Raw genomic sequence first — 22,019 nt, forward strand, 5'->3', positions numbered from 1 at the left:
CCTCAGACGACCGGGGCGGGAACGGTCTCGCCCTGCTGCGGCGGCCACAGCTCGTGCCAGCGCAGCTCCGCCTCCAACTGCGCGGCCAGCGAGATCAGCAGGGGCTCGCTGTTCGCCGGCCCGAGCAACTGGGCACCGACGGGCAGACCGTCCACGAACCCGGCCGGGACGTTCACACCGGGCCAGCCCAGCACGTTCCACGGCCAGGCGTAGGGACAGGCGGCGATCATGGCCCGGTCGGTGGCGAAACCGCCGAGTTCGAGCATCGCGCCGATACGGGGCGGGGGAGCGGCCGTGGTGGGCGCGAGGATCACGTCGTACGACTCGTAGAACGCGCCGATACGACGGTGCAGCACCGCCTCCGCGCGCCGGGCCGCCCGCAGCGGGACCCCGCCGAGGAGCCGGCCCAGCCGGGCGGCGTCCCGGGTGCGCCGGTCGAGCAGCGCGGGGAAGGGCGCCGCGCTCGCCCACTCGGCGATGCCGACCGTCGCGCGCGGGATGAAGGTCAGCCCGATCTGGCCGTACGGCGGATCGGCCTCCTCGACGAAGTGCCCCAACGCGCTCAGTTTCTCGGCGAGTCGGACGACCCTGGCCCGCACCTCCGGCTGCAGACGCGCGGGCAGTGCGGTGAACGGCGGCTTGAGGGAGAGGGCGATGCGAAGCCGTCCGGGTTCGCGGCCCACGGCCTGCGAGGCGTCGACCGCCGGCGGGCGGTGCGGGTCGAGGTCGTGGTTGCCGGCGGCGGCGTCCAGCAGGAGGGCCGCGTCGGCCACCGTACGGGCGAGGGTGCCGTTGACGGTGATGCCCTGGAAGGACTCGCCGCGCGGCCAGGTGGAGACGCGGCCGCGCTGCGGCTTGATGCCGATCAGATGCGTCCACGATGCCGGGATCCGCACCGAACCGGCGCCGTCCGAGCCGAGCGCGGCGGGCACCAGACCGGCGGCCACGGCGGCCGCCGAACCGCCGGACGAGCCGCCCGGCGTGTGGTCCGCGTGCCATGGGTTGCGGGTCGCGCCGAAGGCCGGCCCCTCGGTGAACGGCCACTGCCCCAGTTCGCAGGTGTTCGTCTTGCCCACGATCACCGCCCCGGCCGCGCGCAGCCGCCGTACCGCCTCACCGTCCTCGGCGACCGGAGGGAACTCGCCGCAACAGCCGAAGGCGGTCGGTTCGCCCGCCACGTCCATGTCGTCCTTCACCGCGACCGGTACGCCCAGCAGCGGCCGGCGCCCGCCGGCGGCGAGTTCCGCGTCGGCGGCCTTCGCCTCGGCGAGGGCGGCCTCGGCCCGGACCACCCGGAAGGCGTTGAGGGACCCCTGGGTCGCCTCGATCCGCGCGAGCGCCTCCGCGACCAGCGCCTGCGACGTCACCTCCCCGTCGGCCAGCGCACGGGCGGACTCGGCGAGGCCTACGGCACGGTCGGGTGTCATACGGGCACCTCCGGAACGACGTTGTCTACCGAACAGTAACCTCCGAGGCCCGCCGGTGGAACGACTTGGGAAACGGGGGGAGTCCGATTGGGGGAGCGCTGAAGGAGCACAGGTTTCCCACAGGCCTCTTCCGCTTCGTGCGCGAAGGATTGACGAGGCTTGGTCCCACCCCTACCGTCTGATCGCCTCACCGAACTACGTTCGGCATATCGAACGAAGCGATGTCGTGAACGTCCTGAACGTCCAGAGCCGTGCGACCCCTGACCAACCGAACCCCCGAACCCCCGAACGTCATGGAGAGCCGCCGTGACCCCACCGCCCCCCAGACCGTCCCGCCGCACCCTGCTGCGCGCGCTGGCCGTCCTGCCCGCCTCGGCCCTCGTGCTGGGGGAAGCGCCCGGACTGCTCGGTACCGCCCTGGCCGCCGCACCGCCCAGCGGCTCCGCCACCCGCTACACGATCGTGCCGTTCCTGAACAGCAACGACGGCACCGTGAACGTCTATCAGTCGGACGACGCCACCGACTTCCGCCTGGCGAAGGCCTCCGCGTACACCCCGCCCGGCAACCGCATCCGCGACGCGAGCATCCTCAAGCACACCAACGGCTACTACTACGTCACCTACACGACCCACACCTGGCAGGACCCCAGCACCACCATCGGCTTCGCCCGCAGCACCGACCGGCTCAACTGGACGTTCCTGTACGACTACACGGTCCCGATCGCGGGCCTCTCCCGCGCGTGGGCGCCGGAGTGGTTCGTCGACAGCGACGGCAGCGTGAACGTCATCGTGTCCTGCTCGACCACCAACGACGAGTGGATCTTCACGCCCTATCTGCTGAAGGCCACGAACTCCGCGCTGACGGCATGGAGTTCACCGGTGGCGCTGTCCGGCATCGGCGCGAACCACATCGACACCTTCGTCGTGAAGCTCGGCTCGACCTACCACGCCTTCACGAAGAACGAGACGACGAAGTACATCGAGTACGCCACGGCGTCCAGCCTCACCGGCCCGTACACGATCTCCCGCACCGGGGACTGGGCGGGCTGGGGCAGCTACCGCGAGGGCCCGGCACTCGTCCGGCTCGACAACGGCGGCTGGCGGCTCTTCTTCGACGGCTACGGCGACGGCACCTACTACTACAGCGACAGTTACGACACCTTCGCGACCTGGTCCGCCCCGGCCGCCCTGCCCGCCGTCTCCGGAACGGCCCGCCACTTCACGGTCGTCAAGGAGACCGTCACGGGCGGCCCGGCCCTGGCGAAGAACGTCACCCGTTCCTTCCAGTCGGCCAACTACCCCACCCGCTACTGGCAGACGCAGTCCTCCCTGCTCAACCTCCCGGTGGTCAGCGGCACCAGCACGACCGCCGAGAAGCAGGCGTCGACCTTCACGGTCGTGCCCGGCCTCGCCGACGCGAACGGTTACTCCTTCCGCGACCCCTCCGGCAAGTACCTCCGCCACTGGGACTTCCGGGCCCGCTCCGACACCGACGACGGCACGTCGACGTTCGCGAGGGACGCCACGTTCGTCGCCCGCACGGGCACATCGAGCGGCGCGCTCCGCTTCGAGTCGTACAACTATCCCGGGTACTACCTGCGGCACTACGGCTACCAGCTGCGGGTGGAACGGGCGGACGGGACGGAGCTGTTCCGGCAGGACAGTTCGTTCGTGCCGGTACCTGCCTGGTCCTGAGGACGAGTTCTTACGAGAAGCTGACGCGACGACCGAACTCCTCCGTCACATCAGTCCCGTGGACAACTCTGGTGGCGTTTCATCCACGAGAGCGCGGAGGAAGTCCATGCGGCGCAACGTACGAAAACGAACGAAGACCACGAGCGGCAAGGTCATTGCCGCCCTTGCGGCCCTCACGCTCGGAGGGGGCGGGCTGGTGGTCGTGAACGTGTACGCCTCCGCCCATGAGACGTCCGGCGGTAACACCGTCAAACGGTCGTCTCAGGGCGGAGCGGGCCAAGCCCCGGCCCCGCAGGCCTCGACCATCGACTGTCCTGACATCGGCAATCGGCTGGAGCAGACCCCGGCCGGGGCCCGGGCGCAGGTCGACAAGGAACTCGCGCTGCTGGACAGCCAGATCTCCGAGGCGTACCGGAAGCTGCGGAGTTCGGCCCGTGCGATACAGCAGGACGGCGACTTCGCGAAGAGTGCCGTGCTGGGCCCCCTGAAGGGCAAGCGGGCCGCGACGATCGAGCGGATCGCCGCCGCCGTCGACAGGGTGGGCGACCGACCGCAGGGTCTCGGGTCACTCGCCGCTTGTTCGTTGCGCGGGTCCGGCAGCAGCCAGGAGCCGGGCCAAGGCGACCCCGGCACCGGCGGACAGGAAGGCAACGGTCCCGTCGCCGCCGACTTCGTCGACATCACCGAGGTCCGGCCCAACGCGGCAGCGCCCCGCAAGTCGCGCAACGCGTCCCGCGGAACCTTCGCCACCCAGTGCGGTGTGAACGAGAACAAGCTGTACAACTCCGACAACGTCATTGTCGCGCCCGGCGTGGACAACGGTGCTCACCACACCCACGACTACGTCGGCAACCAGGCCAACGACGCGTTCGCCGACAACCAGGACTTCGCGAACGGCGAGACGACCTGCCGGAACCAGGGCGACAAGTCCTCGTACTACTGGCCGGTCCTGCGACTGCAGGACGGCACCGAGGAGTTCGACGCTCAGCAGCAGGGCGGCGGCGCAGAGGGCAACACCGGCAGGATCCTCACCGCGTCGCAGGTGACCCTGGACTACGTGGGGAACGCCAGGGGCAAGGTCGTCGCCATGCCCAAGTTCCTGCGGATCATCACCGGTGACGCCAAGGCGTTCACCAACGGCACCGCGAACGCCAACGCGGCGTGGAGCTGCACCGGCTTCGAGAACCGTCAGCTGACGGACAAGTACCCGATCTGTCCCGAGGGCAGCAGCCTGGTCCGGACGTCGAAGTTCCAGAGCTGCTGGGACGGCCGGAACGTCGACAGCGCCAACCACCGCACCCACGTCGCCTACGCAGATCCGCGGACGGGCGCCTGTCCGAGCGGCTTCCGGGCCATTCCGCAGCTCGTACAGCGTCTGGTCTACGACGTGAACGCGCCCAGCCTGAACGACAACGGCGGCTCCAGTCCGTTCTACGCGGTGGACGGCTTCCCCGAGCAGATGCACAAGCCGGTCACGGACCATGGCGACTTCGTCAACGTCTTCGACGAACGCCTGATGAACAAGATGGTCCAGTGCATCAACACCGCCCGCCGGTGCCGGTGATGTGCACGGTCCGTCAGGTGTCGGACGAGGGACGGTTCCAGGTCCGGAGCTTGTCGGGGTTGAGGGTGCCCCACACCTGGACGACCTGAGGGCCGGCGACGTCGAGGCTGATGACGGCGGCCACCTGGGGGCCGTAGCGCACCACCAGACCGGTCCGTCCGTTGACGGGCTGGGGGTGCAAGCTGGTCCGTGGATGGCGGGCCAGCAGGGTCAGCAGGGTGCGGGCCACATGGGTGTTGCCGTGTACCGGGTTGATCAGGGTCCGCACCTTGCCGCCACCGTCGAAGAAGGCCGTGGCATCGGCCACGAGGAGGGACGTCAGGAGTCCCTCGTCGTGCGTCACGCAGGCCAGATGCACCGCACGCGCCACCGTGTCCTGCTGCCGGGCCGACGTGGGACGCTCGCGCCGAGCCCGCAGACTGTGCCGGGCCCGGTCGGCCGTTTCGGCCCCCAGGGCTTCGGCAGCCAGCGGCTCGGTCCGGCGCACGAGATCGGCGATCGCGCCGGCCCTGTCCTGTTCGGGCAGGGCCGGCCACGTCAGACAGATACTCCCGGCGACGCTCGCCAGCCACGAGCGCGGGGCCGTGATCCGCGCCCGCACCGGTTCCGGCAGCGCGAACCACCGTCGGTACGTCTCGTCGATGACGCGCTCCGCCGCACGGCTGCTGCCGAGCATCCAGTACGCGACATGCAGCAGATGCCGCCGTTCGTCGAGCAACTCGGCGATCGGGACCGTGTCATCCGTGCTCGCCATACGGCATCTCCCGGGGCAGGGGCCACGTCGCAGGACCTACTGCTGCTTCGCGAGCCAGTCGGACAGCCTGGTCCCGGCGATCTGCGCGTCCGGGCCCGGCAGGAGGGTGGTCTCCTCCAACTCGGCACCGGAGTACGGGGCGTGCGGGTCGGTGACGACCGTGCGGGGGTCGTTCTGGGCGGAGAGTGTCTCGCGGATCAGCTCGTCGAGCTGGAACACGTCGGGGCCCGCTATCTCCACCGTGCCGTTGACGGGCTCGCCGACCGCGGTACGGCCGACGGCCGCTGCCACGTCGTCGGAATGGATCGGCTGGAACTTGGCCGGGGCCAGCCGCACCGTGTCGCCCTCGGTCGAGATGTCCGCGATCCCCTTGATGAACTCGAAGAACTGGGTGGCGTGGACGAGGGAGTAGGGCGTGCCGGACGCCTTGATCAGCTCTTCCTGGGCCTGCTTGGCGCGGAAGTACCCGCTCTGCTGGAGGCGGTCGGTGCCGACCACGGACAGCGCGACGTGGTGCGTCACGCCGGCCTCGGCCTCCGCATCGAGCAGGTTGGTGGTGGAGGTGCGGAAGAAGTTCAGGACGGCGTCGTCCTCCCACGAAGGGGAGTTGGACACGTCGACCACGACCGACGCGTCCTTCAGGACCTCGGCGAGGCCCTCGCCCGTCAGCGTGTTGACGCCGGTGTTGGGCGCGGCCGCGACCGCCTCGTGCCCGTGCTCCTCCAGCTTGCCGACGAGCTTCGAACCGATGAGCCCGGTTCCACCGATCACTACGACCTTCATGGCGGTTTCCTCTCGGAGAGATTCTGGTCTGCACTTGAAGTGACAGGACAGGGGCCCTACTTGTGACAGCGGCTCACCCTGCGACTCACTCGGCGAGCTTGCCGTCGGTCGAGACCTCCTCCATCAGTGAGGAGATCTCGTCGGGAACGCTCGGAATGCCCTCGCGGGTGACACCGGCCGTCGGGGACCACACGAGATTGACCTGCAGAGCGGGGTCCAGGTCGGGGTAGTCGCTGCGGTTGTGGCAGCCGCGGGTCTCGCGACGCTCCAGCGCGGCTTCGAGGGTGGCCCTCGCCGCCAGCGCGGCGGACTTGAGGTCGAAGGCGTGCGCGAGGTCCTGATAACCGGCGATGTCGGGGTGGACGCCGACGTCCGCCATCCGCTTCTCGATCACCGCGAGCTCCGCGAGCCCCGCACGCAGGCCCTCTTCGTCGCGTACGACACCGGCGTGCTCGGTCATGGTGTTGCGGATGGCGCGTTGCAGGGCACGTACGTTCTCCGGCCCGTCCGCCGCGAGAAGGCCGTCGACCTCCGCGCGGGCCTCGGCGACGGCCGACGCCGACCGGCGCTGCGCGGTCAGGGACTGCGAGTACGCGGCGGCCGCCTGGCCCGTGATACGGCCGAAGACCAGCAGCTCGATGAGACTGTTGCCGCCGAGGCGGTTGGCGCCGTGCAGTCCGCTCGACGCCTCACCGATGGCGAACAGGCCCCGCACATCGGTGCTGTGGTCCTCGGGACGCACCCACACGCCGCCCATCGAGTAGTGCGCGGTGGGCGCGATCTCGATCGGCTCGCGGGTGATGTCCAGCATCTGCAGGTCGAGCATCGTCTGGTAGACGCGGGGGAGTCGGGTCATGATCGTCTGCCGGGGCAGATGGGAGACGTCGAGCCACACACCTCCCTTGGGGGTGCCCCGCCCTTCCTTGATCTCGGTGTAGGAGGCCAGGGCCACGCGGTCGCGGGTGGACAGCTCCATCCGGTCGGGGTCGTAGCGGGCCATGAACCGTTCCCCGAGGGCGTTGCGCAGGATCCCGCCCTCACCCCGGGCGGCCTCGCTGACCAGGGTGCCGGCCGCGTTCTCCGGCTCGATGATGCCGGAGGGATGGAACTGGACCAGCTCCGGATCGCGCAGGCGGGCACCGGCCTCCACGGCCAGACGGAAGGAGTCCCCCGTGTTCTCGTCGCGCCGTGAGGAGGTACGCCGCCAGATCCGGGTGTGGCCGCCCGCGGCGAGGATGACGGCGTCGGCGTGGATCACGCAACGCCGCCCGGTCGCGAGGTCGAAGCCGTAGGCACCGAAGACGGCACCGTCACGCACCAGGAGCCGGGTGATGTAGAAGCCGTCCAGCACGGGGATTTTGAGCTGCTCGGCACGGCGGACGAGGGTGCGCTGGATCTCCAGACCGGTGTAGTCGCCGGCGAAGGCGGTACGCCGGAACTTGTGCGCGCCGAAGAACCGCTGCGAGATACGGCCGTCCTCCTCCCGGGCGAAGGCCATGCCGAAGCGTTCCAGGTCGTCGATGCCCCGGCCCGCGCCCTGGGTGACGATCTCCACGGTGCGGGGGTCGGCGAGCAGATAGCTCTCCTTGATCGTGTCCGCCGCGTGCTGCTGCCAGCTGTCCTCCGGATCCATGGTGGCCAGGGCCGCGTTGATGCCTCCGGCGGCGAGTGCCGTATGGGCGTCCTCCTTGGGGCGCTTGCCCACCGCGAGGACGTCGACGCCGGCCTCCGCCAGCTCGATCGCCGCGCGAAGGCCCGCACCTCCGGTGCCGATCACCAGCACCATGGTGGAAAGACGTTGTTCGGTGACTGCCACGGTCTTCTCCGATCAGGGGGCGTCACCCACTACGACCGACCAGGGGCCGGATCTGTGACAGCACCCGGTAGGAGCGTTCTCAGCCGGTCAGCGACGCCACGTAGGGGGCCAGCTTGGCCGGATTCATGACCCACATGATGCGTTCGATGCCCCGGGCCGACACGTCGACGCAGAGCAGCGCCATCGGGTTGCCGTCGGCCGAGACGACGAGGACGGCCGGCCTGCCGTTGGCCTCGACCCAGCGCACCTCCGTCGAGGGCCAGAACCGTGGGGCGAAGGCGGCGAGGTACTTGGAGACGTGCTCGAGCCCGACGACCGGGATCCTGGACGCCCCGCGCATTCCGCCACCGTCGGCGTAGCTGACCACGTCCTGCGTGAGAACCTCCTCAAGCACCGACAGACTGCCGGTCTGTGCCGCGGCGAGGAACGCCTCCAGCAGGCGCCGGTGATCGGTGGAGCTGACCGGCTCCCTGCGCTCCGCCGCCAGGTGCTTCTTCGCGCGGCTCACCAGCTGGCGGGTGTTGGCCTCGCTGGACTCCACGATGTCGGCGATCTGTTTGTAGGGGTAGGCGAAGGCCTCCCGCAGCACGTAGGCGGCCCGTTCCACGGGGTTGAGCTTCTCGAGGAGCAGCAGCACCGCCATGTCGAGTGCCTCGGCCCGCTCCGCACCCACCTGCGGATCCGCCCGGGTGTCGACCGGCTCCGGAAGCCAGGGGCCGACGTACGACTCACGCCGCATCCGCGCGGACTGGGCGAGGTTGATCGCCAGCCGGGTCGTGACGGTCGTCAGGAACGCCGTCGGCTCCTTGATGTCGGTGCGGTCGGTCTTCTGCCACCGCAGCCACGCCTCCTGGACGATGTCCTCGGCCTCCACCGTGCTGCCGAGCACGCGATAGGCGATGCCGAAGAGCTGGGGGCGCGCTGCCATGAACTGCTGGGCGGCCTGGTCGAGGGGGGCTGCGTCATCCTCGGCGCGCATGGAGTCCTCCAGTCCTGGACGACCAGGCTACAAGCGGGCATCCCAGGGCGCGCGCCGCCGGGAGCCCCCTTCCCCGGACGTCCGTCAGAGCTGCCCGAGCCCGGCCGCGATCCGCGCATCGGGCGGTCGGCGGGGTCGTGGCAGGCGTTGGTAGCGTCGAACACGTGCCGTGTCCGCCGGTGCGGCGCGTCGATCGACCGAGAGAGATGTGATGTCCCCGACGATCCGCAGGGCTGTGATCCCCGCCGCGGGGCTCGGCTCCCGACTGCTGCCCCTGACGAAGGCGACACCCAAGGAGATGCTCCCGGTCGGCGACAAGCCGGTCATCGAGCACACGGTGCGTGAGCTGGTGGATTCCGGCATCACCGACATCACCATCGTGGTCTCCGGCGGCAAGAGCCTCATCCAGGACCACTTCCGCCCCAACCCCGCCCTCGTCGAGCAGCTCCGCAAGGACGGCAAGACGGCGTACGCCGACGCGGTGGAGGAGGTCGCCGAGCTGGCCCGCCAGGGCCACATCACCTACCTCGACCAGTACGGTCCGTACGGCAACGGCACCCCGGTGCTGAACGCCGCCCGCTCCTTCGGCGACGAGCCCGTGCTGGTGCTGTGGCCCGACGACGTCTTCGTGGCCGAGGTCCCCCGCGCCCAGCAGCTGATCCGGGCCTACGAGCAGACCGGCTGCCCGGTGCTGGCCCTCCTGCCGATGGACCCCACCGAGTCCCAGCGCTACGGCGTGCCCATCGTCAAGGAGGACCTCGGGGACGGCCAGTTGCGCATCACCGGTCTGGTCGAGAAGCCCGAGCCCGCCGCCGCGCCTTCGTCGTACGCGGCGATCGGCGGTTACGTCGTCACCCCCGGCATCATCGACGAACTGCGCGAGCAGACCCGCCGCTGGTACGAGCACCGGACCGGCGAGGTCTATCTGACCGACGCGATCAACGCCTACGCCGCCACCCGCGCGGTGTACGGCCAGGTCATCAAGGGCCGCTGGTACGACACCGGCAACCCGGCCGACTACCTGGTCGCCCAGATGGCCTCCGCCCTCGCCCATCCGGAGTACGGCCCCCTGCTGCGCGGCCTGGTCTCCGGGCTCGACGCCGACTGAGTCGCCGCCCGCCGCACCGAGACCGACAGCTGATCCGCCGACACGGAGCCTCATGGCACGCAGCCCCATGGCATGGGGCCTCATGACATGGGGCGGTCCGTCGCCGCCTTCGCCCAGTGCCGGGCGCGGATGAGTGCGATCACGGTGTCGGCCGTGCGGTCGAGGTGGCTGCGGCCCTCGGGCAGCCGAGCCGACGGGCTGATGTAGCTGCGCGGGCCGAGGTGGGTGGCCGGATCGAGTCGGTGCACGGTGATCTTTCCTGCGCGGCGGGCACGGTTCCATCCGCTGCCGCGCAACAGCCGCCAGCGCTGCGGAAACATCCAGGTGCCGACCCGCTCGATCCGGTCGTACGCGCTGGTGAGTTGATGCAGGTGCTCGGCCTTGGCGAGGTCGTTGGCGCCGTTGTGGAACCCGCCGAGCGTGATCAGCAGGAGCGGGCAGCGCAGCCTGGTGTGCAGTTCGTCGACCGCGCCGGTGGCGACCTGGGCGCCGCCGCTGTAGCTGAGCAGTACCACGGGGATGCCGCTGTCGGGCTCGTAGCCGGCGAGCCGCAGCTGCGTGGCGATCTGGGAGCCGACGGCCCGGTTGTAGAGGGGGCGGTAGCGGTGGTCGGCGGCGACGAAGATCTGCATGACGTTGTGCAGGAACAGCAGCAGCCCGACGCGGCGGCGCAGCCACGCCCACACCGGCCGGTCGGCGAGCGGGTCGGCCAGCGGCGAGTAGGGCTGCACCTGCCCCAGCACGCGCAGCTCCGGCGCCGCGGCGAGCACGGCCTTGACCAGCTGACCGCCGTCCCGGGTGTCGCGCACGCGGCGCTTGCCGATGCCGTCCAGGTAGACCAGGTAGGCCTCCGGGGGTAGGTCGGCGGCAGCACCCCGGGCATAGGGCACGCCCTCGGGGAGCTCGCTGGTGGGGGCCCGGAAGCCGGCGCTGTAGGCCAGCACCTCGTAGCGGGCCAGCAGTCCTTCGGCGAGCAGGACGGGCCCCAGTACGCAGGCCCAGAACAGGAAGTCGTTCATGCGACCGGCTCCGGTGTCCGGGGCGCACTGATCCGGACCACCAGACGCCGAACGGCCTCCACGGTGACACCGAGTCCGGCCCCGGCGGCGGCCACGCAGCCGGCGGCGCCCCACCAGCCGAGCCCGGTCGCCGTCGCCAGCGGGTCGGCAAGCCCGGCGCCGACCCCCACGAAGAGCAGCAGGTGCAGCAGCGGCCCGAGGAGAGGGAACGCGAGTACGGCCGAGAGCATCAGCGGCGCGACCAGGCCCGGTGTCCAGCCCATCCCGTCGCCCGGCGGTGGCGAGGACACCACCAGCTCGGCCAGGGTCCAGGCGGTCAGCGGCCACAGCGCGAACACGGCGGCCTCGACCAGGCCGGCAGCCGGCAGCAGCCCGGCCACGAGCAGCCGCGGCATGCCCGGCCGACGGGCCAGCAGCGGCAGGATGCGCCCGGCGGCCTCGGACAGCCCGGCGAACAGCAGCAGGACGACGACAGCGGACATCGCTCAACCTCGCCGCGACGGGTCGGCGGGGGCCGGCCGGCGGACCGGGCGGGCCGTATGCGCGTACCGCTCCAGTTCGTCGGCGGCCCGCCGAAATCCACCGGCGTCGTGCTGGGCGGCCCTGAGGGTCGCCGCGGCCGCCCGGAACGCGGGCTCGTGCAGCAGACGTCGGGCGAGGGCGCGCACCGAGCCCTTGGCGACGTCCTCGGTACGGAGCGACAGGCCCGCGCCGAGCCCCGCGACGCGACGCGCGATCATCGGCTGGTCGGCGCCCTGCGGAACCACCAGCATCGGGACCCCGGCGTACATGGCCTCGTTGACGCTGTTCATGCCGCCATGGGTGATGAACAGCGCCGCCCGGGCCAGCACCTCCGGCTGAGGCACGAAACGCCGGGGGAGCACGTTGGCCGGCAACGGGCCCAGGGCGTCGGGATCGGTCTGCCCGGTGGCGACGATCACTGTGCCGCCCAGCGGGGCGAGTGCGGTGGCGAACGTGCGCAGCAGCTTCGGGTCGGCGTTGAACACCGTGCCGAGGGAGGCGTACAGCACCGGGTCCTGGAGCCGGTCGGCCTTGAACGACGGGTCGACCGGGCGGGCGCCGATGCTCGGGCCGACGAACCGGTAGGACTCGTCGAAGTGCTCGACGGCGGGCTGGAACGCCGGTGAGGTGTAGACCAGGTTCAGCGGCTGACGGATGTTCAGCAGGTCGAGCGGCGGCACCCCGCGCGCGTCGAAGCGGCGATGCAGCTCCCGGCGGGAGCGCAGGTAGCCCCGCACGCTGCGGGGTTGCCTCCGTGCCGCCGCCAACAGCTGCCACGACCCGCGGGTGGGGCTGGGGACCTGCCGGTTGAAGGCGAACGTGGTGAACGACGAGGCCGCCGGTACGTCGAGTTCACGTGCGGCCACCGCGCCCCACAGACAGGAACTGTCGTGGACGATCAGGTCGGGCCGGTCGCGGCGCAGGTCGTCGAGCACGGTGGGCAGCAGCCGGACGGCGGTGGCCGCGAGGGACTCCAGGAGGGTGACCGGCGTCGGCGGATCGGGAAGCGGCAGTTCTCCTCCGGGATAGGGGCGCACGGTCGCGCCGGTGGCCTCGATCTCCGCACGGAACGCGGGCGAGGTGTGGTAGGTGACGGTGTGGCCGCGCCGGACGAGCTCGGCCACGACCGGCAGGGTCGGGTTGATGTGCCCGTGCATGCCGATGTTGAGGAACGCGATGGTGCTCACAGGCCGGCCTCCACCAGGGAAGAAGTCGATGTCCCGGCCGGACCGGCGGCCACCGCGGTGCACGGGGCCGCCAACTCCTCGATCCGGGACGGCAGTCCAGCCCCCGTCATGACCGGTCAGCCGAACTGGCCGGGCTGGTAGTCCCCGGCGGGCTGCTGGTTGATCACGTTGATGCGGTTGTAGGCGTTGATGACCCCCAGGAGGGAGATGAGGGCCACCAGCTGGTCCTCGTCGAAGTGCTTGGCGGCGTTGGTCCACGCCTCGTCGGAGACACCGCCCGCGGCATCGGCGATGCGGGTGCCCTGCTCCGCCACTTCCAGGGCGGCGCGCTCGGCCTCCGTGAAGACCGTCGCCTCCCGCCAGACCGCGACCAGGTGGAGGCGCTGCGCGGTCTCGCCGGCGTGGGCCGCATCCTTGATATGCATGTCCGTGCAGAAGCCGCAGCCGTTGATCTGGCTTGCGCGGATCTTCACCAGCTCCTGGATGGCGGCAGGCAGGGTCGAGTCCGACACCACCTTGCCGGCCGAGTTGATGTGCTTGAGGACCTTGCCTGCCAGGGCGTTGCCGAAGTAGTTGAGACGCGATTCCACGGGATCTCCTTGTCTTGAAGCGGGGTACGCCCTACTGACCGGAGTAATGCGGAACGTGTGACAGAACGAGGCATGTGAGCTGCGTCTCACCCTCTGTGGGGCTCAACTGCCCGTTGCGGCAAGGGAGTTCGAAGTGCGGTCGGTACGCATGGTGGAAATGTTGAAGAAGGTACCTATGTTGCCTTCTGGGAAAAGATGCGCGCTATGTGACTGTGTGGTGCTCTGGGTCATGGAGGCTATGGCTGACCCCAGAGGAGATGGTGATATGCCTTCCATTGACAAGGCGATCGAAGAGATCACGGGTGTCCGGACCGACCTGGAGGCGGCACTTGACCCTGCCGAGTCCGACGGCGTCTTCCGCGACAGCCGTGAGTGCGCCGCCCTGGCGCTGCTCTCCGCAGACACCAAGCTGCTGCTGTCCCCGCCGACCCCTCGCCCCAAGAAGGGCTGAGCGGACGAACGGGAGTAGCTGAATGGACCAGTCAGGCACTTCGGCCCTCTTGAAGGGCGCTGTGCAGGACATCGCGTCCGACGTGGTCTCCGCCCTCCGGGGCGGAGACCACGTGCGCATGTCCGGCACAGGGGCGGTCGACGACCCGGAGGGACAGTTCGCCCTCGCGGCCGTACGCGTGGTGGGAGCAGACCTGCTGCTGCCGCACGTACTCTTCCCGACTCCGCCCGCCCCGGACCTACTTACCGTGTTCCGGCAGACAGTGGAGGCCTTCCCGCCCCGCGCCGACGCGGCACCCACCGTCCGATGGAGTCACTGGGCGATGCGCCGCACCCTGCTGCGCCTCGACACGCCTCCGACCGGCGCATCCGCCGGGGACGGGGACACAGAACCCGACGTCGCATGGCTCGACGCGGCGACCTGGCAGGTGCTGACGCACCAACTCGCAGTCCTGGCCCCTCTCGCGGTGCCCGGCGAGGACAGTGCCGTGGTCCGCGCGGCGCGGGGTCGCCCGGTCGACCTGGCCCGCGGCTTCGTCCGCGCCGTGCGGCGCAGGGACTGGCAGCAGGCCGCCGGTGCGGGACGCTGGCTGACCCTGGTCGACGGGGTGCCGGAGACGCTCGGCCTGGAAGCGGGCCTGGACTTCGTGGAACTGATGGGCGGCGCCGACCCCCGGGTTGCCCTCCAGGTCCAGGCGGCGCGCGTCATGCGGGCGGCCGGAGCACTCGTATGACCGATACGACCGCCGTGACCGCCATGGACGTAGGTGCGATCCGGGACGTCGGAGCCGCCGCGTTCGCCTGGCTGTCCGCCCACCGCGAGGACTTCGCGCTGGGCGAGGACGCGCTCACCGCCGACGGTCAGGTCGACGCCACATGGAAACCGCTCGGGGAACTCGCCCAGACCTGTTCGAGTGTGCGCTCGCACACCCCGGCGTGGGACCCGTTGCACGCGTACGCCGCGGACCTGTTGCGGTTCGCCTGGCAGCAGACCGGCCGGGGCGAACTGTTCCTCCACCTCCAGCGGTGGGAGCCCTTCGCGACCTACCCGCTGGAGGTCTACTCCGTCTTCGCCGCGGCCGGGCTGCGGCATGCCGGGTACGAGGCAGCCGCCGCCACGACGGCCCGCACCCGTGGCTGGCGGCTCACCGAGCAGGAGCCGACGCGCCGGCTAGGTGTCATCAAGGCCGAACGGCGCAGCGGCATCGACCGGCCGGAGCAGGCCGAGCCGGTGCTGCGGAGCACCTGGCTGGGTGGGCTGGCGGAGCCATGGACGTTCGAGCGCTCCTCGGGGTACGCGCTCACCCACGTCGTCTTTCACCTCACCGACTGGGGCCGCCTCCCCGCGGGCGTCCCCGCCGACCTGGCCGCCTACCTGGCGCACTGGCTGCCGCCCTGGATCGACACCTGCCTGGACGCCGGGATGTGGGACCTGAGCTGCGAGTTGCTGGTGGTCGCCGCGAGCCTGCCGTGCCCGCCCGACCCGGCGACGCTCGAGCACGCCTGGGCCCGGATCGCACGGGCGCAGTACGACTCGGGCGCGCTGCCCCAGCAGGCCCCTCAGGGTGAAGGGGGAGCGGATCCGGAGCCGGACTTCCTGCACTGCTACCACTCCACGCTGATGGCCGCGTTCGCGGCGGCACAGACCGTCAAGTGCCTGAGCGGCGATGCCCCGCACGCGGAAGGCGTGCGGAACCGGTACGGGGGACAAGGAGTGCCCGGATGACCGACACCCGTCTGATGCACACCGTCGGCGTACGCGCCCTGGAGTGGCTGTGGGCCCATCGCGACGGCTTCCGCCTGGAGCCCGACGTCGATCCCGAGGTGGGCTTCCTGGAGCGCTTCAAGCCGGTCGGCGAACTGGCCCTGATCTGCCGGGTGCTGTTCCGCGAAGGCGTGGCCGGCTCGCGCCAGGCCGAGCTGGCGCGCAAGCTCCTCGACCACACCTGGCGGCACACCCTGGACGGCGGTCGCATGCTGGTACGCGGCCAGCGCATCGAGCCGCTCTCGCCGATCCCGTTCGAGGTGTACCTGCCGTACAAGGAACTCGGGTACAGCGAGCCCGAGGTGGAGCGGGCGACCGTGCTCTACCAGCGGCTCAACAGCTGGTCGGCTCTCGAACTGGACCCGACCCGACGCCTCGGACTGTCCGCGTTCCAGCGCCGCTTCGGCCTCACGCCCCGGACGCCCGAGGCGGACATCGTCGGCTCCACGTGGCTGGGCCGCAGGCCCGAGCCCTGGACGGTCAGCGGGCACATCGCCTACGACCTCACCCACACGGTGTTCCACCTCACCGACTGGGGGGAGCACCCCGACGGCCTGCCGCCGGACATCGCCGACTACCTCGCCATGTGGCTGCCGGTCTGGATCGACGACTGGCTGGACCTCGAGCGCTGGGACCTGCTCGGCGAACTCCTCGTCGTCGACGCCTGCCTGCCACGCCCCACCCTGGACGAACGCGGCTGGGAGGGCTTCGCCGCCGCACAGCAGGCCGACGGCGCCATGCCCGCCGTACGGGACATGCCGGAGGGCGAGCCGGACGATCTGTTCGACCAGATCTACCACCCGACGCTGGTCGCCGCATTCGCCTCCGTGCTGGCCACCTCCCGCGCCCTGTCCGAGCTGACGCACGCCACCTCATGACCGTCCGGTCCACGCCCTGGCCGGGCATTGCCGACGACGTGGACCAGCCCCGAGCGGACGGCGGCCTCGGTGACGACGACGCCCTGCGCGAGCGCCTGGAGAGCGCCGCCTATGCCGTCGACGCACCCGACGTCGTCTTCGCGGTGTCCCGGCACGGCCGTCGCACGCTGCACTGCGCCGGGACGGCCCCGCCCCCGCCGGTCGCCCGGCAGGACCTGCGCTACGAGATCGGTTCGGCCTCGAAGACGTTCACCGGCCTGCTGCTGGCCCAGCTCGTCCGGCGCGGCCTGCTGACCGGGGGCGAACCGGCCGCCGCCTGCCTGGACCCCGGCCGGCGGACGGGCGCGGACCCGGTGACGCTGGCCCACCTCATCACGCACACCGCCGGCCTGCCCGCCCTGCCGCGCGACTTCTACGGTCGGGCGCTGCCCGCCTGGCGTACCAATCCCTACGGCCGCTATCCGGCCGAGCGGGTCACGGACGCCTTCCTGCGGTACCGCCCGCGGCACCGGCCCGGCACCCGGTGGCACTACTCCAACTTCGGCGTCGCCGTGCTCGGCCACGCCCTCGCGGCGGTGTCCGGTACGGCGTGGGAGGAACTGCTCGCCACGCACGTACTGCGTCCCCTCGGTCTGAGCGGCACGGCCCTGCGGGCGGAGGACCCGAAGGCCGACGCCGTCGGGCACGGCAAGGACGGGCGCACTCCCACCCTCGCCTTCGACGCGGGCGGCTTCGAGGCGGCAGGCGCCGTCCGCGCCACCCCGCACGACCTGCTCACTTTCCTCGAGGCGCACCTCGCCCCGGCGGGTCTCCCGACGGCCGACGCGCTGCGGGCGGTGCGCACCCCCGTGCTGCGGCGCGGCCTGGGGCACCGGCACGTGCACACGGTGGCGTGGTTCCGGCACCCCATGGACGGCGGGCCGATGTACTTCCACAGCGGGGCCACCCTCGGCCAGCAGGCCTTCCTGGGCTTCCGGCCCGACACGGGAACGGCCCTGGCAGCGGTGTGCACCCGCCGCTTCCGCGCCAACGACCCCTTCGTCACCACCGCGTACGGGTTCCTGGCGGAGGAGTAGCGGAGGAGCAGCGGGGGAGCGGCCGGGGCGGCGGACGACGGGGGAGCGGACGGTGCGGGGACAGTGCCCCGCACCGAAGCCGTACGACTCCTCGGACCGCCTACATCTTCTGCCACAGGGCCGGAGTGGCCACCGGCGACCACCTGCCCTGGGCCTGGTGGGTCTGCAGGCACTGGTAGCGCACGCCCGCGTGGGTCACCGTGGAGCCGGCCTCGTAGACGCGGCCCGCGGCCCAGGTGTCGGCCGCCCCGTTGTCCTGCGGAGCGGGAACGCCCTTCTGGGCGGACGCGGTCTTCAGGACGAGGCCGAAGTCGCTGAGGATCGGGTTGATCGGCTGGTAGAAGGTCGTCCCGCCGGACGTGCAGTCACCCGAGCCGCCCGAGGTCACGCCCTGCGCCTGGGAGCCCGAGAGGTACGGGCCGCCGGAGTCGCCCGGCTCCGCGCACACGGTCGTCTCGGTCACGCCGTCGACGGTGCCCTCGGAGTAGCTGACGCTCGTGTCGTGCTGCTCGATGGTGCCGCAGTGCCATCCGGTGGTGGAGCCGGAGCGGCAGATCGACGCCCCGACGAGCGCCTGGACCGAGCCGGTGACCTGCGTACGCTGGCCGCCCTCGCCCTTCACGTCGGCCGTGGCCGTCCAGTCGCTGTTCACGGCGACCCAGGACATGTCCTTGCCGGGGAACGTGGAGGCCTGGAACGTGCCCTGTTCGGCCATGTTGGAGCCGGTGGTCTCGTCCTCCGCGCTGCCGCAGTGGCCCGCCGAGGCGAAGCCCTGCTGGGTGCCCTTGGTGACGGAGAACCCGACGGAACAGCGGGCCGAGCCGTTGATGTAGTAGGCCTCGCCGCCGACGAGGTCCGCGAAGAGCCGCGGCCGCTGCTCCGACAGGCGTACGGCGACGCCCTTGCCCCGGACACCCGCGGACTTGATGAAGGAGGTGGCGGCCGACCGCTTGGTCGCCTGCACGACGACCCGGTTGGTCGGCACGTCGACGTACCAGACCGGGGTGTCGCGCGTCTTGACCCGGGCGGAGGCGGCGTCCAGCTTCTGCTTGACGGCTCGTAGCTCGCTCAGCGGCCGCTTGACGACCGCGGCCTTCGCGCCCTGCGCCTGAATGGCGGACACGTCGCCGGCGTGTGTGGTGGCGACGGTGAGCTCGGCCGCGGTCGCCCCCCGCAGCCAGGCCCCCGCGAAGCGCTCGCCCAGGGAGTTGCGGAGGCGACCTGCGCGGACGCCCGCCTCCGCCTCGTTGACCAGCCGCTCGGCCGCCTGCCCTGGCTTCAACTTCAGGTCACGCTCCAGGGCCCGCAACAGCGCGGCCGGCGGCCGGTCGGCACCGAGCGTCTGCGCCGCGGTGGACGCGGGCACCGCGGGGGGCGGCTCGGCCGCCGCGGCCGAGGTGGCGCCGGTGAGCGCGAGGGCACCGAGAGCGGTGAGGGCGACGCGGCGACCCGCCGCGGTATGTCTGCCGAGCATGCGTTGTACCTCCATCGAGTACAGGTGGGGTTACGACCAATGAAGGCCTTGACAAAAAGGCATGACTCAATGTCAGAAAAGATGATTTTTCGCGCTTTGGGCGGTGTATGGGCGGTGTATGGGTTGCCCGCGCTCGGCGCGCCAGACTTTCATCATTCGTTTTCTTGAATGATTCGTGTTTAGCGCGGTAGGTTGGAGCCCATGACCGCATCCCAGACTCCGACCCCTGCCGAGGAGCTCCGCGGTGCCGGCCTGCGGGTGACGGCGGCGCGCGTCGCGCTGCTGGACGCCGTCCGGGCCGGTGACCACCTCGGCGTCGAGGCCATCGCCTCAGGGGTGCGTGATCGCGTAGGTCATGTCTCCCTGCAAGCGGTGTACGAGGGCCTCCACGCCCTCACCGCGGCGGGACTCATACGCCGTATCGAGCCGGCCGGCAGCCCGGCCCGGTTCGAGGGGCGTGTCGGCGACAACCACCACCACATCGTGTGCCGATCATGCGGTGTCGTCGCCGACGTCGACTGCGAGGTCGGCGAGGCGCCCTGTCTGACCGCGTCAGACGACCACGGCTTCACGATCGACGAGGCCGAGGTCATCTACTGGGGCCTGTGCCCCGACTGCTCCACCGCCCGCAGTGCACCCCGAGCGCTGTGATCCACCTAGTTCGGAAGGTTTCCCATGGCTGAGAACCCCGATGCGATCGTCACCGACGCGAAGACGGAGGGCGCCGGCGGCGGCTGCCCCGTCGCGCATGATCGCGCCGCGCACCCCACCCAGGGCGGTGGAAACCGCCAGTGGTGGCCGGAGCGGCTCAACCTGAAGATCCTTGCCAAGGACCCGGTCGTCGCCAACCCCCTCGGTGCGGAGTTCGACTACGCCGAGGCGTTCCAGGCCCTCGACCTGGCGGCCGTCAAACGCGACATCGCCGAGGTGCTCACCACCTCGCAGGACTGGTGGCCCGCCGACTTCGGCAACTACGGCCCGCTGATGATCCGCATGGCCTGGCACAGTGCCGGTACCTACCGCATCAGCGACGGCCGCGGCGGTGGCGGCCGTGGCCAGCAGCGCTTCGCCCCGCTGAACAGCTGGCCGGACAACGGCAACCTGGACAAGGCCCGCCGTCTGCTGTGGCCGGTCAAGAAGAAGTACGGCCAGTCCATCTCCTGGGCCGACCTCATGATCCTCACGGGTAACGTGGCGCTGGAGACGATGGGCTTCGAGACCTTCGGCTTCGCCGGCGGCCGCGCCGACGTCTGGGAGGCCGACGAGGACGTGTACTGGGGTCCCGAGACCACCTGGCTCGACGACCAGCGTTACACCGGCGACCGTGAGCTGGAGAACCCGCTCGGCGCCGTCCAGATGGGCCTCATCTACGTCAACCCGGAGGGCCCGAACGGCAACCCGGACCCGATCGCCGCGGCCCGCGACATCCGTGAGACGTTCCGCCGTATGGCGATGAACGACGAGGAGACCGTCGCCCTCATCGCCGGTGGTCACACCTTCGGCAAGACCCACGGCGCCGGCCCGGCCGACGCGGTCGGCAACGACCCCGAGGCCGCCTCCATGGAGGAGCAGGGCCTGGGCTGGAAGTCCACCCACGGCACCGGCAAGGGCGGCGACGCCATCACCTCCGGTCTCGAGGTCACCTGGACCACCAAGCCCACCCAGTGGAGCAACGACTTCTTCGACATCCTCTTCGGCTACGAGTGGGAGCTCACCCAGAGCCCCGCCGGCGCCAACCAGTGGGTGGCCAAGGACGCCGAGGCGATCATCCCCGACGCCCACAGCGACTCCAAGAAGCTGCCGACGATGCTCACCACCGACCTCTCGCTGCGCTTCGACCCGATCTACGGTCCGATCTCGAAGCGCTTCCACGAGAACCCGGCCGAGTTCGCGGACGCCTTCGCCCGCGCCTGGTACAAGCTGACCCACCGTGACCTGGGCCCGAAGTCCCTGTACCTCGGTCCGGAGGTCCCGGCGGAGACGATGCTGTGGCAGGACCCGCTGCCGCAGGCCGAGGGCGCGGCCATCGACGCCGCGGACGCCGCGGCGCTCAAGGCCAAGCTCCTGGAGTCGGGCCTGACCGTCTCGCAGCTGGTCTCCACCGCGTGGGCGTCGGCCTCGACGTTCCGCGGCAGCGACAAGCGCGGCGGTGCCAACGGCGCCCGTATCCGCCTGCAGCCGCAGAACGGCTGGGAGGTCAACGACCCCGACCAGCTCGCGCAGGTCCTGCGCGTCCTGGAGGGCGTCCAGTCGGCGTTCAACTCCGGTGCCAAGAAGGTCTCCCTGGCCGACCTGATCGTCCTCGGCGGTGCCGCCGCGGTCGAGAAGGCCGCCAAGGACGCCGGCTTCGACGTGGAGGTTCCCTTCACGCCGGGCCGCGTGGACGCGACCGAGGAGCACACCGACACGGAGTCCTTCGCCGCGCTGGAGCCGACCTCGGACGGCTTCCGCAACTACCTCGGCAAGGGCAACCGGCTGCCGGCCGAGTACCTGCTGCTCGACCGGGCCAACCTGCTCACACTGAGCGCGCCCCAGCTGACCGCCCTCGTCGGTGGTCTGCGCGTCCTGGGTGCCAACCAGGGGCAGTCCTCGCACGGCGTGTTCACGGACACCCCGGGCGTGCTGACCAACGACTTCTTCGTCAACCTGCTCGACCTGGGCACGACGTGGAAGTCGACCTCCGGCGACCAGACGACCTTCGAGGGCCGTGACGCCTCGGGCGCCGTCAAGTGGACCGGCACCCGTGCCGACCTGGTCTTCGGCTCGAACTCCGAGCTGCGTGCGCTCGCGGAGGTCTACGCGAGCGACGACGCGAAGGAGAAGTTCGTGAACGACTTCGTCGCGGCGTGGGCCAAGGTCATGGACCTGGACCGGTTCGACCTCGTCTGATCCGTACCGAACACGGCGTCCGGGCCGGCCCGCAGGGGCCGGC

General features: G+C 70.9%; 20 protein-coding genes. 10 read left to right on the forward strand and 10 right to left on the reverse strand.

The genetic code is table 11. The features are described 5' to 3' along the window. Nucleotides 1-2: 2 nt before the first annotated feature. On the reverse strand, nt 3-1,427 hold the full coding sequence (locus ACWGDB_RS31275) for an amidase (RefSeq protein WP_383616525.1): 1,425 nt from the start codon (nt 1,425-1,427) through the stop codon (nt 3-5). Nucleotides 1,428-1,733: 306 nt separating this feature from the next. Between ACWGDB_RS31275 and ACWGDB_RS31280 the strand changes: the two genes are divergently transcribed. Together ACWGDB_RS31280 and ACWGDB_RS31285 are read left to right on the forward strand one after the other, a co-directional pair. After that, nucleotides 1,734-3,122: a glycoside hydrolase family 43 protein gene (locus ACWGDB_RS31280; protein ID WP_453825503.1), complete on the forward strand. Its 1,389-nt coding sequence runs from the start codon at nt 1,734-1,736 to the stop codon at nt 3,120-3,122. Between the two features lie 106 nt (nt 3,123-3,228). Next, nucleotides 3,229-4,686, forward strand: a complete 1,458-nt coding sequence (locus ACWGDB_RS31285) for a DUF1996 domain-containing protein (RefSeq protein ID WP_453825504.1) — start codon at nt 3,229-3,231, stop codon at nt 4,684-4,686. Between the two features lie 13 nt (nt 4,687-4,699). Here ACWGDB_RS31285 and ACWGDB_RS31290 read toward each other — a convergent pair whose 3' ends face one another. The 4 genes from ACWGDB_RS31290 to ACWGDB_RS31305 form a co-directional block, all read right to left on the reverse strand. Next, nucleotides 4,700-5,440: an RNA polymerase subunit sigma gene (locus tag ACWGDB_RS31290; protein WP_453825505.1), complete on the reverse strand. Its 741-nt coding sequence runs from the start codon at nt 5,438-5,440 to the stop codon at nt 4,700-4,702. Nucleotides 5,441-5,476: 36 nt separating this feature from the next. After that, nucleotides 5,477-6,223, reverse strand: coding sequence for an SDR family oxidoreductase (locus ACWGDB_RS31295; RefSeq protein WP_453825506.1), 747 nt, complete (start codon nt 6,221-6,223; stop codon nt 5,477-5,479). A gap of 85 nt (nt 6,224-6,308) precedes the next feature. Beyond that, nucleotides 6,309-8,009: an L-aspartate oxidase gene (locus ACWGDB_RS31300; protein WP_453825520.1), complete on the reverse strand. Its 1,701-nt coding sequence runs from the start codon at nt 8,007-8,009 to the stop codon at nt 6,309-6,311. A 109-nt stretch (nt 8,010-8,118) separates the two neighbouring features. Continuing rightward, nucleotides 8,119-9,018 (reverse strand): RNA polymerase sigma-70 factor, encoded by a 900-nt coding sequence (locus tag ACWGDB_RS31305; protein WP_453825507.1) that lies wholly within the window; start codon nt 9,016-9,018, stop codon nt 8,119-8,121. Between the two features lie 211 nt (nt 9,019-9,229). On the opposite strand from ACWGDB_RS31305, the gene ACWGDB_RS31310 reads away from it, so the two are divergent. Further along, nucleotides 9,230-10,126, forward strand: a complete 897-nt coding sequence (locus ACWGDB_RS31310; RefSeq protein WP_453825508.1) for a UTP--glucose-1-phosphate uridylyltransferase — start codon at nt 9,230-9,232, stop codon at nt 10,124-10,126. 80 nt (nt 10,127-10,206) lie between these two features. Here the strand turns inward: ACWGDB_RS31310 and ACWGDB_RS31315 are convergent, their stop codons facing one another. From ACWGDB_RS31315 to ACWGDB_RS31330, 4 genes are all read right to left on the reverse strand, one after another. Further along, nucleotides 10,207-11,145 carry a hypothetical protein gene (locus ACWGDB_RS31315; protein ID WP_453825509.1) on the reverse strand — a complete coding sequence of 313 codons (939 nt, stop codon included), beginning with the start codon at nt 11,143-11,145 and terminating at the stop codon, nt 10,207-10,209. Next, nucleotides 11,142-11,627: a hypothetical protein gene (locus ACWGDB_RS31320; RefSeq protein ID WP_453825510.1), complete on the reverse strand. Its 486-nt coding sequence runs from the start codon at nt 11,625-11,627 to the stop codon at nt 11,142-11,144. The genes ACWGDB_RS31315 and ACWGDB_RS31320 overlap by 4 nt, the downstream gene beginning before the upstream one ends. Nucleotides 11,628-11,630: 3 nt before the next feature. Continuing rightward, nucleotides 11,631-12,854 (reverse strand): macrolide family glycosyltransferase, encoded by a 1,224-nt coding sequence (locus ACWGDB_RS31325; RefSeq protein ID WP_453825511.1) that lies wholly within the window; start codon nt 12,852-12,854, stop codon nt 11,631-11,633. A 116-nt stretch (nt 12,855-12,970) separates the two neighbouring features. Further along, a complete protein-coding gene (locus tag ACWGDB_RS31330) occupies nt 12,971-13,444 on the reverse strand; it encodes a carboxymuconolactone decarboxylase family protein (protein ID WP_383632674.1) in 474 nt (157 codons plus the stop codon). Nucleotides 13,445-13,709: 265 nt separating this feature from the next. Here ACWGDB_RS31330 and ACWGDB_RS31335 point away from each other — a divergent pair, with 265 nt between their 5' ends. Genes ACWGDB_RS31335 through ACWGDB_RS31355 form a run of 5 tightly spaced genes read left to right on the forward strand, consistent with a single transcriptional unit; the run spans nt 13,710 to nt 17,613 of the window. Next, on the forward strand, nt 13,710-13,895 hold the full coding sequence (locus tag ACWGDB_RS31335) for a hypothetical protein (protein ID WP_328877672.1): 186 nt from the start codon (nt 13,710-13,712) through the stop codon (nt 13,893-13,895). A gap of 22 nt (nt 13,896-13,917) precedes the next feature. Beyond that, complete coding sequence (locus ACWGDB_RS31340) at nt 13,918-14,628, forward strand: hypothetical protein (RefSeq protein ID WP_453825512.1); 711 nt, start codon at nt 13,918-13,920, stop codon at nt 14,626-14,628. Continuing rightward, entirely contained in the window at nt 14,625-15,620 is a 996-nt protein-coding gene (locus ACWGDB_RS31345; RefSeq protein ID WP_453825513.1) for a DUF6895 family protein, read from the forward strand. Before ACWGDB_RS31340 ends, ACWGDB_RS31345 begins: the two co-directional genes overlap by 4 nt. Next, the gene (locus ACWGDB_RS31350; RefSeq protein WP_453825514.1) at nt 15,617-16,537 is read left to right on the forward strand and encodes a DUF6895 family protein; all 921 of its coding nucleotides are present in this window, start codon (nt 15,617-15,619) and stop codon (nt 16,535-16,537) included. The genes ACWGDB_RS31345 and ACWGDB_RS31350 overlap by 4 nt, the downstream gene beginning before the upstream one ends. Continuing rightward, entirely contained in the window at nt 16,534-17,613 is a 1,080-nt protein-coding gene (locus tag ACWGDB_RS31355; RefSeq protein WP_453825515.1) for a serine hydrolase domain-containing protein, read from the forward strand. Before ACWGDB_RS31350 ends, ACWGDB_RS31355 begins: the two co-directional genes overlap by 4 nt. A gap of 100 nt (nt 17,614-17,713) precedes the next feature. Here the strand turns inward: ACWGDB_RS31355 and ACWGDB_RS31360 are convergent, their stop codons facing one another. Then, nucleotides 17,714-19,087: an alpha-lytic protease prodomain-containing protein gene (locus ACWGDB_RS31360; RefSeq protein ID WP_453825516.1), complete on the reverse strand. Its 1,374-nt coding sequence runs from the start codon at nt 19,085-19,087 to the stop codon at nt 17,714-17,716. Between the two features lie 201 nt (nt 19,088-19,288). On the opposite strand from ACWGDB_RS31360, the gene ACWGDB_RS31365 reads away from it, so the two are divergent. Together ACWGDB_RS31365 and katG are read left to right on the forward strand one after the other, a co-directional pair. Further along, nucleotides 19,289-19,738 (forward strand): Fur family transcriptional regulator, encoded by a 450-nt coding sequence (locus ACWGDB_RS31365; RefSeq protein ID WP_369275015.1) that lies wholly within the window; start codon nt 19,289-19,291, stop codon nt 19,736-19,738. A 24-nt stretch (nt 19,739-19,762) separates the two neighbouring features. Next, entirely contained in the window at nt 19,763-21,976 is a 2,214-nt protein-coding gene (katG, locus tag ACWGDB_RS31370) for a catalase/peroxidase HPI (RefSeq protein ID WP_453825517.1), read from the forward strand. Nucleotides 21,977-22,019: the final 43 nt, after the last annotated feature.

The sequence above is a fragment of the Streptomyces sp. NPDC055013 genome (assembly GCF_053608645.1).

What these genes read in the sequence shown, in the direction of transcription:
- ACWGDB_RS31275 (WP_383616525.1), bottom strand. Translation starts at nt 1,427, where the DNA reads ATGACACCCGACCGTGCCGTAGGCCTCGCCGAGTCCGCCCGTGCGCTG.
- ACWGDB_RS31285 (WP_453825504.1), top strand. Translation starts at nt 3,229, where the DNA reads ATGCGGCGCAACGTACGAAAACGAACGAAGACCACGAGCGGCAAGGTC.
- ACWGDB_RS31290 (WP_453825505.1), bottom strand. Translation starts at nt 5,440, where the DNA reads ATGGCGAGCACGGATGACACGGTCCCGATCGCCGAGTTGCTCGACGAA.
- ACWGDB_RS31295 (WP_453825506.1), bottom strand. Translation starts at nt 6,223, where the DNA reads ATGAAGGTCGTAGTGATCGGTGGAACCGGGCTCATCGGTTCGAAGCTC.
- ACWGDB_RS31300 (WP_453825520.1), bottom strand. Translation starts at nt 8,009, where the DNA reads ATGGTGCTGGTGATCGGCACCGGAGGTGCGGGCCTTCGCGCGGCGATC.
- ACWGDB_RS31305 (WP_453825507.1), bottom strand. Translation starts at nt 9,018, where the DNA reads ATGCGCGCCGAGGATGACGCAGCCCCCCTCGACCAGGCCGCCCAGCAG.
- ACWGDB_RS31310 (WP_453825508.1), top strand. Translation starts at nt 9,230, where the DNA reads ATGTCCCCGACGATCCGCAGGGCTGTGATCCCCGCCGCGGGGCTCGGC.
- ACWGDB_RS31315 (WP_453825509.1), bottom strand. Translation starts at nt 11,145, where the DNA reads ATGAACGACTTCCTGTTCTGGGCCTGCGTACTGGGGCCCGTCCTGCTC.
- ACWGDB_RS31320 (WP_453825510.1), bottom strand. Translation starts at nt 11,627, where the DNA reads ATGTCCGCTGTCGTCGTCCTGCTGCTGTTCGCCGGGCTGTCCGAGGCC.
- ACWGDB_RS31335 (WP_328877672.1), top strand. Translation starts at nt 13,710, where the DNA reads ATGCCTTCCATTGACAAGGCGATCGAAGAGATCACGGGTGTCCGGACC.
- ACWGDB_RS31340 (WP_453825512.1), top strand. Translation starts at nt 13,918, where the DNA reads ATGGACCAGTCAGGCACTTCGGCCCTCTTGAAGGGCGCTGTGCAGGAC.
- ACWGDB_RS31345 (WP_453825513.1), top strand. Translation starts at nt 14,625, where the DNA reads ATGACCGATACGACCGCCGTGACCGCCATGGACGTAGGTGCGATCCGG.
- ACWGDB_RS31350 (WP_453825514.1), top strand. Translation starts at nt 15,617, where the DNA reads ATGACCGACACCCGTCTGATGCACACCGTCGGCGTACGCGCCCTGGAG.
- ACWGDB_RS31355 (WP_453825515.1), top strand. Translation starts at nt 16,534, where the DNA reads ATGACCGTCCGGTCCACGCCCTGGCCGGGCATTGCCGACGACGTGGAC.
- ACWGDB_RS31360 (WP_453825516.1), bottom strand. Translation starts at nt 19,087, where the DNA reads ATGCTCGGCAGACATACCGCGGCGGGTCGCCGCGTCGCCCTCACCGCT.
- ACWGDB_RS31365 (WP_369275015.1), top strand. Translation starts at nt 19,289, where the DNA reads ATGACCGCATCCCAGACTCCGACCCCTGCCGAGGAGCTCCGCGGTGCC.
- katG (WP_453825517.1), top strand. Translation starts at nt 19,763, where the DNA reads ATGGCTGAGAACCCCGATGCGATCGTCACCGACGCGAAGACGGAGGGC.